Here is a 14647-nt window from a genome sequence, read left to right on the forward strand (position 1 = left end):
CCTGCCAACACTAAGTCAACCGCTTTCACCAGAACTCAAGGACGAAGCAACCTGCCGCTAGCAGCGTCGCCGCCCTCGTTGTGGCGCTATATAGGGCGGACTAAGCCAAACTGTCAACACCACTTCAAACAAAAATCCGGTTTTCTTTTCCACAGGGAGAAAGTCAGAAATTTACCACTTCTTAGGCAGGATAGGCCTTCGATTCTGCGTTGAGTGGGCAGAACTGAGCAGTCACCCAATTACCGGCGACACTATATGGTTGGCAGAGGATCGCATCTGCCTGCTAACTTAGGTAGGCTATTCGCGACGTATATATAATTAAGGGGCTGCCTCGTGAGTGAATTCACGCCAGTTATCGCATTGCATGGCGGCGCAGGCGTCATCCTCAAATCAAAGATGACGCCGGAACGCGAAGCTGCGTTTCACGCCAGCCTTAAAGCCTGCCTTCAGGCTGGTCTTGGCGTCTTGCAGAAAGACGGATCTGCGCTTGATGCCGTAACGGCCGCGGTGATGGCGCTTGAGGATGACCCTCTATTTAATGCCGGGCGCGGTGCAGTGTTTACCTCGAATGCGACTCACGAGATGGACGCAGCCATTATGGACGGCGCGACACGCAGTTGCGGCGCGATTTCCGGTATCTGCGGGCCACGGCATCCGATTCTGGCAGCCCGCACCGTGATGGAGAAAACCGAACATGTTTTTCTCGCGGGCGAAGGCGCAAAGCAATTCTGCGAGACTGCCGACCTTGAGATGATGTCGCCAGACTGGTTCTCAACCGAACCGCGTCGGGCTGCACTGAAGGCCGTCATGGACCGGCGCAAGCAGGGGTTAACTGGTGACGAAGACCCTGCCCGCAAGCACGGAACCGTCGGAGCAGTCGCTCTTGACAGCCAAGGCCATCTGGCGGCAGCGACGTCCACAGGCGGCATGACCGCCAAAACACCGGGACGGGTCGGCGATAGCCCGATCATTGGCGCAGGAACCTGGGCTGACGATGCAACGGCGGCCATATCGGCGACAGGACATGGCGAATATTTCATTCGCTGGGCCGTTGGGCATGAAATTGACGCGCGCATGCGCTGGGCCGGTCAGGCTCTGCAGCAAGCTGCGGGCGATGTTGTACGGGAACTAGGGGGAATCGGCGGCGAAGGCGGACTGATTGCCGTGGATCGCAAAGGCAATATCAGCCTACCTATGAACAGCGAGGGCATGTATCGCGCCTGGTGCGGGGCGGACGGCGTCATTCACACTGCTATATATAAGGATGACGTATAAAATAGTGTCGTAAGAAGAGTGCAGAATGCCCTCGAACCCCGAACGACGGGATATTTCATCCTGTTTTGTTCAGTGATGGGCAATTTCTTACTCGGTTGTTCCCGAAACGCGCAATTCATTATACTTTCGTCTGCATCCCGCCGATGCGCTTTCTCTGAGTCCGTTTTCAACAGGCCAGAGCCAAGCCTGTAGATGCAGAAAATCGCCATGCCCAAAAGCGCCTCTCCGCTCGAATCCTTTCAGTCCCGGACATTTCGTTCGCTTTGGTCGGCAACGCTGGTTTCGAATCTGGGTGGACTGATCGAAGGTGTCGCCGCCGGTTGGTTGATGACCAGTCTGACCACATCGCACGGGATGGTGGCTCTCGTTCAGGCATCGATGACCCTGCCAGTGATGATCTTTTCGCTCGCTGCCGGGGCATTGGCGGACAATTACGATCGTCGCCGCATCATGCTGATCGCGCAGATGATGATGCTGTGCTTTTCGGCAATGCTGGCGCTGCTGGCTTATGGCAATGTGCTGACACCGTGGCTGCTGCTCAGCCTCACATTTCTGATCGGATGTGGCGGCGCACTCTATAATCCATCCTGGCAGGCCTCGATGGGCGACATTGTTCCCCGTGAGCACTTGCCGGGAGCCGTTGCGCTCAACAGCATGAGCTATAATCTCATGCGCAGCATCGGCCCGGCTATTGGCGGCATCATCGTTGCGACGGCTGGTGCGGCCTTTGCCTTTCTCTTTAACGTATTCTGCTATTTCGCCCTGATCTTCGCGCTTTTCCGCTGGAAGAAAGTGACGCCGCGAAACCCGTTGCCGCGCGAATCCTTCGGCAGCGCTATGTCGGCAGGTTTTCGTTATGTGACCATGTCGCCCAATCTGTTGAAAGTCATGGTGCGTTCATTCGCTTTCGGCTTCAGCGCCGTGGTGATTCTGGCGCTCCTGCCACTTGTTGCTCGCGATCAGGTGCAGGGCACCGCCATTACCTATGGCATTATGCTCGGCTTTTTCGGGTTCGGCGCAATCTGCGGAGCACTGCTGATCGGGCGGGTGCGCGATATTCTCAGCAATGAATGGGTGATCCGCGGCGCATTCTTCGCGCTCGCCGTCAGCTGTTTCTTCCTCGCGATGAGCAACCGGGTGTGGCTGAGCTGTCTTCTGCTGATGCCAGCAGGCATGGCCTGGGTGCAGGCCTTCTCGCTGTTCAATGTGACGGTGCAGCTTTCAACCCCGCGCTGGGTCGTTGGTCGTGCCTTGTCGCTATACCAGACGGCGACCTTCGGCGGCATGGCCTTGGGAAGCTGGGTCTGGGGTGAACTGGCCGATCTGCAAAGCGTTTCAGGCGCACTGTTTATCGCGAGCGCCGTACTGATCGTCGGCGGGCTGCTCGGCTTCATCCTGCGCCAGCCCAATTTCGAATCGTTGAACCTCGATCCGACCAACGCCTTCAGCGAACCACAACTGCAGCTGGATCTGCGCGCGCGCAGCGGCCCAATCATGGTGATGGTCGATTATTCCATCGACCAGACAGATGTGCCGGAGTTCCTTGCGACAATGGCGCTGCGGCGGCGCACCAGAATTCGCGACGGCGCCAAGCAATGGGTGTTGTTGCGCGATCTGGAAAATCCGCGCATCTGGACGGAAAGCTACCACGTGCCGACCTGGATCGAATATATTCGCCACAGCCAGCGGCTGACCCATGCGGATGCCGAGGTCGCAAAGCATCTTGATGAGTTGCATCGCGGCGACGGCCCTCCCCGTATTCACCACATGATCGAGCGGCAAACGGTCCCTACGCACGACGATATGCCCTTGAAGCCCTATCTCGATGCAACCTGACAAAGCATAACCGCAAACAAAAAGCCGCCCGATTGGGCGGCTTTTTTAATGCAGTAACAAAAGGGAGCGATTACTCGCCCCACGGGCCGTGGAAATCGCCATCCTTGTCGATGCGCTTGAAGCCATGCGAACCGAAGAAATCGCGCTGGCCCTGAATGAGGTTGGCCGTACCCAGTGACTGCGTGTAGCTGTCGAAATAGTTGAGCGCCGAAGCAAGTGCGGGAACCGGCAAGCCAGCAACCGCAGCCTTGGAAACGATGTTCCGCAAGCCCTTGGACGCCTTTTGCATACGCCCGACAAAAGCCGGAGCCAGCAGAAGGTTGCGGCTTTCATTGCCCTCGAATGCCTGGGCGATATCGTCCAACAGTTCCGAACGGATGATGCAACCGGCGCGCCAGATGCGGGCGGTGGTGGCCAGCGGAATGTTCCAGCCATGCTCTTTCGAGGCCGCTTCCATCACGGCAAAGCCCTGCGCATAGGCTGCGATCTTGCCAGCAAGCAGTGCCTGCTCCAGATCGGCAAGGAACTTGGTGTGATCAGCAACATCAAGCGTGCGCGGCGCAGGCTTGTAGATGCTCGCGGCTTCCTGCCGCTCGGCCTTGAGCGACGAAAGCGAACGCGCCGCAACCGCAGCTTCAATTGCTGTTGCGGGAACGCCTAGCATCTGTGCTTCGATGGCAGCCCAGCGTCCGGTGCCCTTCTGCCCGGCTTCGTCGAGGATCATGTCGACCATCGCCTTGCCGCTTTCCGGATCGGTGGTCTTCAAAACCTTGGCGGTGATCTCGATCAGATAGGAATCGAGCGGGCCTGAATTCCATTTTTCGAACACATCGCCAATGGCCGGAGCCGACAGGCTGAGACCGTCGCGCAGGATGCCGTAGATCTCGGCGATCATCTGCATATCGGCATATTCGATGCCATTATGGATCGTCTTGACGAAATGGCCCGCACCGTCGGGACCAACCAGTGCACAGCACGGCTCGCCCTTATATTTCGCAGCGGCAGCAAGAAGGATCGGCGCAATGCGCTCATAAGCTTCCGGCGTTCCGCCCACCATCATCGACGGGCCATGGCGCGCGCCTTCCGCACCGCCGGAAACACCCATGCCAACGAAGGTCGGATCGTTCGGGCCGAGCGCCTTGAGACGGCGGACCGTGTCGCGATAATCGGAATTGCCCGCGTCGATCATGATATCGCCCTTCTCGAGAAGAGCCTTGAGGCGGGTCGTTTCAGCATCGACGGGCGCGCCCGCCTTGATCAGAAAGATGAACGGACGCGGCTTGCGCGTATTTTCCGCCAATTCTTCGAAGGTGACGCAAGGGATGATCTTGTCACGCAGCGGACCAGCTTTATCGAGGAAAGCTTTCAGCACGGGCTCGTCACGATCATAGACAGCAACCGTGTAGCCCTTCTCGGCTATATTCAGCGCCAGGTTGGAACCCATCACGCCAAGACCGACCATTCCGATATCTGCTTTTTCCATTTTAGGCCCTTCAGAGATGCAACCAGCTGGCCTGTCGCGTGGCAATGGGGAGGCATCCACTGCAAACAGGCTGGAACCCGGCATATTTGGTTGTCGCGGCATTTCGACGACAACGGCTGATAATCTGTATCGTATTCCTGGATGATCTAGGGCAAATGACACAAAGTTGATAGACCCCGGCACCGGAAAAAATCCTTGTGCACTGGCGGTTGCCAACGCCGCCGTGCTGCTGCAACAGTGAATGGAAACGAGAATTGCGGGCTGACCGCTTCTATCGGCGGTGGCGAAATTTCATCATGAGAATCAAATTGGGTATCGGTTCCAAACTTCTTCTGTCGAGCCTTGTCAGCCTGATCGGCTTGCTGGTCATGGCCGCCGTGACGGTGCATGCGCTGCGCGAACAGATGATCGATGACCGTGTCACCATGGTTCGCAACCTGACGGAAATCGGCCGCAAGATCATTCAGGAAGAATATGATCGCTTCCAAGGCGGCGAGATCAGCGAAGCTGCGGCCAAGCACAATGCCGTCGAAACGCTGCGCAAGCTGCGTTATGCCAATGACGAGTATTTCTTCATCGACGATTTCGACGGCAATTCCGTGCTTTTGCCGATCCGCCCCGATCTTGAAGGCACGGATGCATCCACATTGGTCGATTCCGAAGGCCGCCATTACGTGCAGATGCAGATCGACACCGCCAAGTCCGGCGGCGGCGTGGTGCGTTATGAATTCACCAAGCCCAATACGAATGTGAGCGGCGAGAAAATGGCCTATGTCATGCCGTTCGAGCCGTGGCGGTGGTTCATCGCGACCGGCATCTATCTGGAAGATGTGGATAGCGAAACCAAGGCCGTGCTGCTGCGCGCAGGCGGCATTCTTGCCACCATCGCCGTTGTCACCACAGCACTTCTGATTCTCCTGTCGCGCAGCATCACGCGACCGCTCGGGCGACTGACAGCGGTAATCGGACAGCTGACCCGCCGCAAATATGATCTGACGGTCAAGGATCAGGATCGCCGCGACGAGATTGGCGATATTGCGCGCGCCGTGGAGATTTTCAAGAAAACCGGCCAGGAGTTCGAGATTCTGCAAGCGAAGATGCGCGAACAGGAAGCCAAGGCGCAAGCCGAACGCGAGGCCGCACTTGCCTTCGAGCGCGACAGCGCCCTGCGGCTCGAACAGACGGCGAGGCTGATTTCCATGGGTGAAATGGCCGTTAGCCTTGCCCATGAGCTGAACCAGCCGCTCGCCGCAGTCAGCAATTATTGCATGGGATCGGTGCGGCGGCTGGAGGCTGGCACCGATGACCGCGCTGCACTGCTCGACGCCATGAAGAAAGCGTCGCGGCAGGCAAGCCGCGCATCCGGCATCGTGTCGCGCATTCGCGATTTTCTGCGTCGCAGCGAACCGACCCCGCAGCCGCAAATATTGCGGGAGATTGTCGAGGAGACCGCATCCATCGCCGAGATCGAATCGCGCAGGCGCGGGTTCAAGATCAAGGTTGATATCGCGAAAGACCTGCCAACCGTTCTGGCCGACCGGGTAATGATCGAGCAGGTTGTGTTCAATCTCTTACGAAACGCCATCGAGGCCACATCGGCAATGCCCGCGCCGAGACGCGATATCATTGTTTCCGCCAGAATCAGTCCCGACGGGCAGGAAGTGGAAACAACCGTGCAGGATTTCGGGCAAGGCATTGCGGAAGACGAGTTGGGCAAGATATTCGACCCTTTCTATACGACCAAGGCCGAGGGCATGGGCGTTGGGCTCAATATCTGCCGCTCGATCATGGAGTTTCACCGTGGAAGGCTCTGGGCGGCGCCAAATCAAGGCCAAACTCAGGGCCAAGCTCTGGGGATGTCCTTTCATTTCACGCTGCCTGTAAGCAGCACTCATCAGGAAAAGGCGGCATGAGCGAAGCGGTCTATGTCATCGATGACGACGAAGCTTTTCGGGATTCGCTCGTCTGGTTGCTGGAATCGAGCCAATACACCGTTCGCGCTTTCGATTCGGCAGAAGCTTTTCTGGATGTTGCATCGCCAGACATGTCCGGCTGCGTGATTGCCGATGTACGCATGTCGGGCATAACTGGCCTTGAACTGCACCGCCGTCTGCAGGCGCTTGGCGTCGATCTGCCGACCATCATCGTCACCGGCCATGGCGACGTGCCGATGGCTGTCACAGCCTTTCGCGACGGCGTGGTAGATTTCATAGAAAAGCCGCTCGACGACCAGTATGTACTGGAGCGGATCGAATTCTCTCTCGCCAAGGCGCGCGACAATGCGCGGCTGCGCCAGCAGGCGGATGATTTTGCCCGCCGCTATGAGAGCCTGACGCAGCGCGAAAAGGAAGTGCTGGAATATATTGTGGCCGGAAAGCTCAACAAGCAGATCGCCGATCTGATGGATATCAGCATCAAGACGGTTGAGGTGCATCGCAGCCGCGTGATGGAAAAGATGCAAGTGACGAATGTGGCGGAGCTGGTTCGCCAGAAACTGTCCTTTAGCGAAAGCGCAAAAAAGAAGCCGGCATAAGCCGGCTTCTTCAATTTTGCAGATCAGGCTCAGTCGTCGAGCTGCTGACCGCTTCGGTCGGTCGTGCAGGCCACCGCAATCAGCGAGATGACGCCACAAGCCGCGATGAACACAGCAATCGGCAGATAGCTGCCATTATACTTGGCCAGCAGAGCCGTTGCGATCAGCGGCAGCGGACCGCCGACAATAGCTGCGCCCACCTGATAGCCAAGCGAAACGCCCGTATAGCGGACATCTGCGGGGAAGCTTTCTGCGAAGAACGTGCCAAGCACCGAACCGTAGGTCGACCAGATGATGGCAAAGCCGATCACGACGGCGAGCGTCGCCACGAGCCACGAACCCTGATTGAGCAGCCAGAAGTAAGGCACGGTATAGATGACCATCGCGACCGTGCCGAGCAGAAAGACCTTCTTGCGGCCGATTCGGTCGGACAGGCTGCCGAAATAGAGCATGACCGGAACAGCGATCAAAGCGGCGATCAGCACCGAATTGAGAGCGTGAACGCGCTCGAAACCCAGTCCTACGAGATAGGAAACGGTGAAGGTTGCAAACAGGAAGAAGGTCGAGGTTTCGATGAACTTCGCACCGATGACGATCAGAACCGCGCGCCAATGCTTGGTCAGCGTTTCGAACAGCGGCACTTTCTTCGCGGTATTGGCCGCAGCCACACGCTTGAAGGACGGGGTTTCGTCAACAGCGTTGCGGATCCACATGCCGATAGCGACCAGCACGATGGAAAGCACGAACGGAATGCGCCATCCATAGGACAGGAAAGCTTCTTCCGAGAAGCCGAGCGCAAGGCCGGATGTCACCAGATTGCCGAGCGCCAGACCGAACAATGCGCCGGTTTGCGGCACCGCGCCATAGAAGCCGCGCTTTTGACGCGGGGAATATTCCACCGCCAGAAGCACGCCGCCGCCCCATTCACCGCCAAGGGCGAGGCCCTGCAACAGACGCAAGAGCGTCAGGATGATCGGCGCCCAGACGCCGATGGTGGCATAGGTCGGCATCAGGCCGATCAGCACCGTCGATACACCCATGATGGAAAGGGTGATGACAAGCGTCTTCTTGCGACCGATACGGTCGCCGATATGGCTGAACAGAATGCCGCCAATGGGGCGGATCAAGAAAGCCAGCGCGAAAGAGGCAAGCGCCAGAAGCTGGCTGGTGACCGGATCGTCGGACGGAAAGAACAGCTTTCCGAACACGATGGCCGACATGGTGCCATAAAGGAAGTAATCATACCATTCGATGGTGCTGCCAACCGCGCTGCCAATCAGCGCGCGACGGCGGTCGCCATCGGTAATCAAAGTGTCTTTTTCTACGCGTGCAGAAGCCGCGCCCTCCAAGACGGTCATAGCATTTCCTCCTGAGTGGGCCGCTTAAGCGGCCTTGTTTTTAAGAATGTCGAGGGCGACGTCGATGATCATGTCTTCCTGGCCGCCGACCATGCGGCGCTTGCCAAGTTCGATGAGGATTTCACGCGTATCGACGCCATAGAGTTTCGAGGCGTTTTCCGCATGACGCAGGAAGCTCGAATAGACGCCTGCATAGCCGAGCGAGAGGCTTTCACGGTCCACCCGCACCGGACGGTCCTGCAGCGGACGCACCAGATCGTCAGCTGCATCCATCAGGCCATAGAGATCGCAGCCCGTATCAATGCCCTTGCGGTTGAGAACGGCGATCAGACCTTCAAGCGGCGCATTGCCAGCGCCAGCCCCCATGCCTGCCAGCGATGCATCAACGCGAACAGCGCCCGCTTCGATACCGGCAACGGCATTGGCAACGCCGAGTGTCAGATTGTGGTGGGTGTGAACGCCGATTTCGGTTTCCGGACGCAGCGCATCGCGCAGCGCCTTCACGCGCAGCGTATATTGCTCGGGCAGCAGCGCGCCTGCCGAGTCGGTGACATAGACGCATTCCGCGCCATAGCTTTCCATCAGCTTCGCCTGTTCGACCAGCTTTTCCGGCTCAGCCATATGCGACATCATCAGGAAGCCGATCGTGTCCATGCCCAGTTCACGCGCAGCCTCGATATGCTGGCGCGACACGTCAGCCTCGGTGCAATGGGTTGCAACACGAACCGAACGTGCACCAGCCTTGTAGGCTTCCTTCAGATCATGCACCGTGCCAATGCCCGGAATGAGCAGCACGGTGACGCGGGCATGCTCGCAGGCGTCGGCAACTGCGCCGATCCATTCGACATCGTCATGCAGGCCAAAACCATAATTGAAGGTCGAACCGGCAAGGCCGTCACCATGGGTGATTTCAATCGCGTCCACCTTGGCTGCATCCAGCGCCTTCGCAATGGCAACGACATCCTTCAGCGTGTATTGATGGCGGATCGAATGCATGCCGTCGCGCAGCGTGACATCCTGAACATAGAGCTTATCGGGATTGGAGCGGGCCATTATGCAGCCTCCTTGGCAAGCGCTTTTGCTGCCCAATGATCGGCAGTGACCAATGCAGCGGATGTCATGATGTCGAGATTGCCCGCATAGGCAGGCAAGTAATGTGCAGCGCCTTCCACCTCGAGCAGGATCGTCGTCTTGAGACCCGATACGAGCCCGATGCCCGGCACGCGAACCGGTGCATTATCGCCGATGACTTCGAACTGCACTTTCTGCTTCAGGCGATAGCCCGGTACATAGGCCTGAACCGTCTTGACCATTTCGGCAATCGAAGCCTCGATGGCTTCGCGGCTGCCGCCCTGCGACAGAACAAACACCGTATCGCGCATGATCAGCGGCGGTTCGGCCGGATTGAGAATGATCAGTGCCTTGCCACGTTCGGCACCGCCCAGATCGCGGATCGCCTTCGACGTGGTTTCGGTAAACTCGTCAATATTCGCGCGGGTGCCGGGACCAGCCGAACGCGACGAAATCGAAGCGACGATTTCGCCATAGACCACGCGGTCGGTGGCGCGCTTGACGGCATAGACCATCGGGATCGTCGCCTGACCGCCGCATGTGACCATGTTGACGTTCGGCTCATCAATATTGGCGTCGCCATTGATGGCCGGAATGGTGAAAGGGCCGATGGCGGCAGGTGTCAGGTCGATGACCTTCTTGCCGTCCTTCTGCAACAGCGCGTCATTATGCAGATGCGCCTTGGCCGAGGTTGCATCGAACACGATATCGATATCGCGATATTCCGGCATACGCATCAGCCCGTCGATGCCTTCATGGGTGACCGGCACGCCAAGCCGTGCGGCGCGTGCCAGACCATCCGAATTCGGATCGATGCCGACCATTGCGCCCATCTCGATATTCTTCGACGTGCGCATCACCTTGATCATCAAATCCGTGCCAATATTGCCGGAACCAATGATCGCGCATTTCTTCTTGGACATAGTGGGTCCTTTCTGATCTTCCTCAGGTCGCCACACCAGACGCCAAATGGGGAGGCTTGACCGGCGCGCGGATACGCGCGCAGCACGCCTTAAGCGGTGGTGCGGTGAGTCAGCTTGAAAGGACGCTGGACGGGTTGGGTCGTGGCGGAACGGATGCCAGAACATGGCCCATCAGTTCGCACGTATCGCTCCTCCGGCAAATCCTCCCCATTTGCTTGACGGGGGGATAATAGGACGGAGGATGTGCTCCCGATATTGGGGTTAACCCCTACCAATTTTCGGCTTATGCATGACTCGCATGGCGGCTGCGCCACAAGTCGGCGGCCTTCTGATGGAACGCATCATAGCTGTCATTGCCAGCGGCAGAAGCCGTCATCATCGCCATGGCCGCCGTGGCTATGACCGTGCCTTCGGCGCGTTTGTCCACCGCCGCACCTGTCCACACCCCATGCCAATATTCAAACGAACTGAGGCTTGAATGCTTGTCGCTGCTTTCCTTCGAAAGCGTCGGCAGTTGTAATGCGCTCGATTGCCCCTGCACATAGCGATAGATGGTGTGCTTGCGGTGCGGAACGAGTTCCGCCACATCGCGGCTGGTCGAGACGACTGAAACCGACTGCATGTCGAGAAGCACAGCCGCATCGCGGTGCAGCTCGCGATAGGCGGGCTGAGACACGCCGAGAAACGTCGATTTCAGCCCCATCGGGTTCAGAAGGTGCACGAGACTGTTCACCGGCGAACGGGATTCGAACAGCGGATAAAGCGCCAACAGCGCCTGCACCTGCGGTGCAAAACCCGGCATCGGCATGAAGCATATGCCATGGGCTCTGAGCGCGCTTTCCGCCATCTCATGCGACGTGGCAATCGGCAGATTGATCGCTTCTGCTGCGATCTCCAGCTTGCCCGCCAGTTCGCCCACACCGCAACTACCATGCACGAGTACCGGATAACCGGCGCGCGCGACAAGCAATGCTGACAGCATGAACCAAGGCGACTGCGCGGAATTTGGAGACAGGTAGGCAGGCCAGTCCAGCGCCGGTGTGTTGATGCTGGCATCGGCGGCATAGAACCGTCCCGATGCACGTGCCATGCCCGCAAGCTCCGGCGCTGTCAGACCGCGATAATGGATCAGGCGCAGAAGCGCGCTGATCTGCATCGGGTCGGCTTCGCCCGCGAAGATGGTCGTGAAGGCATCTTCGGCCTCATGCATTTCCAGGGGGCGGGTGTGTCCCGCTTTACGGCCAATGACCGCAATATATTTCGCAAGCCGCCGTGTCGGATCGTTTTCGCTCTGGATATCGGCAAACTGGGCGGCGGTATATTCCGCCGATGGATGGTTCTCCAAGTCCGTCACCTTGCGGATCGTCAATGGCGGCGGCGTTACGATGGCGCTGCGGTTCCATCCATGATGGCCCGTACAGGCCGACACATGCGCGTTTTCAGAACCGGGCTTCATCAAGGCATCGGCTTCATTGGCCAAACGCCGCAAACGCCCGCGCAATGCTTCGGCCTTTGGCGTCGCGATCATCGCGCGACCGGAACGGACAAAGATCGGATCATCGAAATGTTCGCGAATCTGTCCGAGCAGGCGACTCATGGCTGGAATGCTCAAGCCCATCTGCTTGGCCGCACCGCCGACACTGCCTTCCACAAGAAGCGCATCGAGCGCAATCAGCAGGCGCAATTGGCCAAGACGCAGATTCGCACCGTCGCTTTCGGCCTTTTCCGCCAGCTTTGCGCTCTTGGTCCGCTTGTCCGCCATAGCCTTTGTCTGCCCTCGCCAGTTGCGTTTTTTGAAACTTGGAACTTTTCTAAAACATGAAGATTGACGTCATCTTATTGCCATACATAAGGAGAGTAGAAAACTCAACTTTAGACGGTGATGAAAAATGACGAGCTTGTTTTGGGGCTTGTGCGTCATTGGCGCACAAAGCAGGCACACGACCAATAAGCAATTGATCCGTGGGGCGATTCTCGCAGGAACATGTCTTTCGACAGTTCTGCTCGCCGGACAGACAGCTGCATTTGCACAGACGGCCGGGGCAGCGGCTGAAACGGAAGAAACCGAAGCCCAGAAGAAAAAGGCTGCGGAAGGTGAGCAGGATGCCGGTGTGGCATCCGATGGCACTGTCAAGCTGAACCAGATCGTGGTGACGGCGACAGGCTTTGAGCAGAACATCACCGATGCCCCCGCCAGCATCACCGTCGTACCGGGCGAAGAGCTTGAAAAAGGCGCTTATCGCGACCTCACTGACGCCCTGAAGGACGTGCAGGGTGTGGCCGTGACCGGCCCTGCCGCCGAGCGCGACATCTATATTCGCGGCCTTCCCGGCTCCTACACACTGCTACTGGTCGACGGCAAGCGCCAGAGCACCCGCGATGCCCGCACCAATGGTAATTCGGGCTTCGAGCAAAGCTTCCTGCCGCCTGCAAACGCCATTGAGCGCATCGAAGTCATCCGTGGCCCGATGTCTTCGCTCTATGGCTCGGATGCGATGGGCGGCGTCATCAACATCATCACCAAGAAAGTGTCGGACAAGTGGAGCGGCTCGTTCACGGTGGACGGCATTGCCCAGCAGCACTCCAAGTTCGGAAACTCGCTTCAGGGCTCCTATTACATAACGGGTCCGCTGGTGCCGAACCTTGTCGGCGTGCAGCTCTGGGGACGCGGCCTGAAGCGTCAGGAAGACAAGATCGTCAGCGGTTCGCCCGAACAGCAGGATGTGGACATCACCGGGCGTATCACATGGACGCCGAACAAGGATCACGACGTTCAGCTCGAGCTGGGCAAGACGCGTCTGCGCCGCGACAGCACGGTCGGTAATACGACGGAGAAGACTGCTACGGCTGTCGATTCCTACAACTATAATGACCGTGACCATTGGTCGATCAGCCATACCGGCCGCTGGGGCCCGACGACGTCGGAATTCTCCTTCATGCAGGAATGGTCCGAGCGGACCAATTTCAACTGGAGCAACGCGTCCAAGAGCTATGTCGAGAATCTCCGCTCTCCACATGTGAAGAACTCGGTGCTGGACGGCAAGTTCACCACGCCGTTCGAACTCTACGGCGCTCACACGCTCGTCACTGGCGGCCAGTTCATGGATACGGTTCTCACCGATCAGAATCCGGGACGCCGTACAGGTTTGGACGAAGAATTCAGCGTGCGCCAATGGGCGCTCTTCGCCGAAGACGAATGGTGGCTGACGCCCGATTTCTCGCTGACCGGCGGCCTGCGCATGGATGATCACGAGGTTTATGGTTCGCATCTCAGCCCGCGCGGCTACGCCGTTTGGCACGCAACCGACCAGATCACCTTCAAGGGCGGCATTTCGACCGGCTTCAAGGCCCCCGATATCCGCACCATTGCGCCGGGCTATGCCTATACGACGGGCGGCGGCGGTTGCTCCTACGGCCCGACCGGTACGTGTGGCGTCATTATCGGCGACCCAAATCTGGAGCCGGAAAAGAGCACCAGCTACGAAGCCAGCGTGTTGTGGGACAATCAGGAAGGGCTGCGTCTCGGCGCGACCTATTTCTACACCAACTTCAAGGACAAGATTTCCAACGCGCTCGTTACCGACAGCAATGGCGATCCGGTTCGCTGGAGCGAAGATCCGAACTATCGCCTCTGGTATGCCTTCAACATCGATGAAGCCGTGCTTCAAGGTGTGGAGCTGACCTTCAACTGGGAAGCGACAGATACGATCACCCTTCGCGGTAACTACACCTATACGGACTCGGAACAGAAGACCGGCACCTATGCAGGCCTGCCGCTCGCCCGCACGCCGAAGCACATGGCGAGCCTGCGCGGCGACTGGGTCACCCCGGTCGATGGGCTGAAGGCATGGGCCGCCGCCAATTATCATGGCGAGGAAACCAATGCCGGCGCTCGTATCGGATCGGCTGGAACGCCGATCTATGCAGCGGATGGAAAGACCGTTCTGGCGCGCAAATACAAGCCATATGCAACGGTCGATCTCGGCGGTTCCTATGACTTCAGCGAGAACGTCACCTTCAACGCGGCCATCTACAACATCTTCGACAAGCAGATCGATGTCGATGAGTTCAACACGGTTGTTGACGGTCGCCGCCTTTGGGTCAGCATGACCTCCCGCTTCTGATCTGACGCAATATGACGCCAGCCGTTCGTTAGGCTGGCGTCATT

Annotated in this window: 10 protein-coding genes; 5 read left to right on the forward strand and 5 right to left on the reverse strand. The window is 58.3% G+C overall.

Going from position 1 to position 14647, the window contains the following annotated elements; genetic code table 11:
- The first annotated feature begins 333 nt into the window (after nt 1–333).
- Together FHW00_RS08195 and FHW00_RS08200 are read left to right on the forward strand one after the other, a co-directional pair.
- Nucleotides 334–1275 (forward strand): isoaspartyl peptidase/L-asparaginase family protein, encoded by a 942-nt coding sequence (locus FHW00_RS08195; RefSeq protein WP_078341320.1) that lies wholly within the window; start codon nt 334–336, stop codon nt 1273–1275.
- 207 nt (nt 1276–1482) lie between these two features.
- Nucleotides 1483–3111 carry an MFS transporter gene (locus FHW00_RS08200; RefSeq protein WP_078341325.1) on the forward strand — a complete coding sequence of 543 codons (1629 nt, stop codon included), beginning with the start codon at nt 1483–1485 and terminating at the stop codon, nt 3109–3111.
- 70 nt (nt 3112–3181) lie between these two features.
- Here the strand turns inward: FHW00_RS08200 and gndA are convergent, their stop codons facing one another.
- A complete protein-coding gene (gene gndA, locus FHW00_RS08205; protein WP_113534990.1) occupies nt 3182–4594 on the reverse strand; it encodes an NADP-dependent phosphogluconate dehydrogenase in 1413 nt (470 codons plus the stop codon).
- A 296-nt stretch (nt 4595–4890) separates the two neighbouring features.
- Between gndA and FHW00_RS08210 the strand changes: the two genes are divergently transcribed.
- Together FHW00_RS08210 and FHW00_RS08215 are read left to right on the forward strand one after the other, a co-directional pair.
- Nucleotides 4891–6507 carry a cache domain-containing protein gene (locus FHW00_RS08210; protein WP_078341321.1) on the forward strand — a complete coding sequence of 539 codons (1617 nt, stop codon included), beginning with the start codon at nt 4891–4893 and terminating at the stop codon, nt 6505–6507.
- A complete protein-coding gene (locus tag FHW00_RS08215; RefSeq protein ID WP_078341322.1) occupies nt 6504–7127 on the forward strand; it encodes a response regulator transcription factor in 624 nt (207 codons plus the stop codon). The genes FHW00_RS08210 and FHW00_RS08215 overlap by 4 nt, the downstream gene beginning before the upstream one ends.
- Nucleotides 7128–7156: 29 nt before the next feature.
- Here FHW00_RS08215 and FHW00_RS08220 read toward each other — a convergent pair whose 3' ends face one another.
- From FHW00_RS08220 to FHW00_RS08235, 4 genes are all read right to left on the reverse strand, one after another.
- A complete protein-coding gene (locus FHW00_RS08220; RefSeq protein ID WP_078341323.1) occupies nt 7157–8485 on the reverse strand; it encodes an MFS transporter in 1329 nt (442 codons plus the stop codon).
- A gap of 24 nt (nt 8486–8509) precedes the next feature.
- The gene (dmpG, locus tag FHW00_RS08225) at nt 8510–9538 is read right to left on the reverse strand and encodes a 4-hydroxy-2-oxovalerate aldolase (RefSeq protein WP_078341324.1); all 1029 of its coding nucleotides are present in this window, start codon (nt 9536–9538) and stop codon (nt 8510–8512) included.
- On the reverse strand, nt 9538–10479 hold the full coding sequence (locus tag FHW00_RS08230; protein ID WP_113534992.1) for an acetaldehyde dehydrogenase (acetylating): 942 nt from the start codon (nt 10477–10479) through the stop codon (nt 9538–9540). Before FHW00_RS08230 ends, dmpG begins: the two co-directional genes overlap by 1 nt.
- Before the next feature lie 283 nt (nt 10480–10762).
- On the reverse strand, nt 10763–12241 hold the full coding sequence (locus FHW00_RS08235) for a glycosyl transferase family protein (protein WP_078338402.1): 1479 nt from the start codon (nt 12239–12241) through the stop codon (nt 10763–10765).
- Nucleotides 12242–12368: 127 nt separating this feature from the next.
- Between FHW00_RS08235 and FHW00_RS08240 the strand changes: the two genes are divergently transcribed.
- Nucleotides 12369–14603: a TonB-dependent receptor domain-containing protein gene (locus FHW00_RS08240; protein WP_139364368.1), complete on the forward strand. Its 2235-nt coding sequence runs from the start codon at nt 12369–12371 to the stop codon at nt 14601–14603.
- The last annotated feature ends 44 nt before the right edge of the window (nt 14604–14647 follow it).

The organism is Ochrobactrum sp. P6BSIII, from assembly GCF_014138065.1.
Lineage (GTDB): Bacteria > Pseudomonadota > Alphaproteobacteria > Rhizobiales > Rhizobiaceae > Brucella.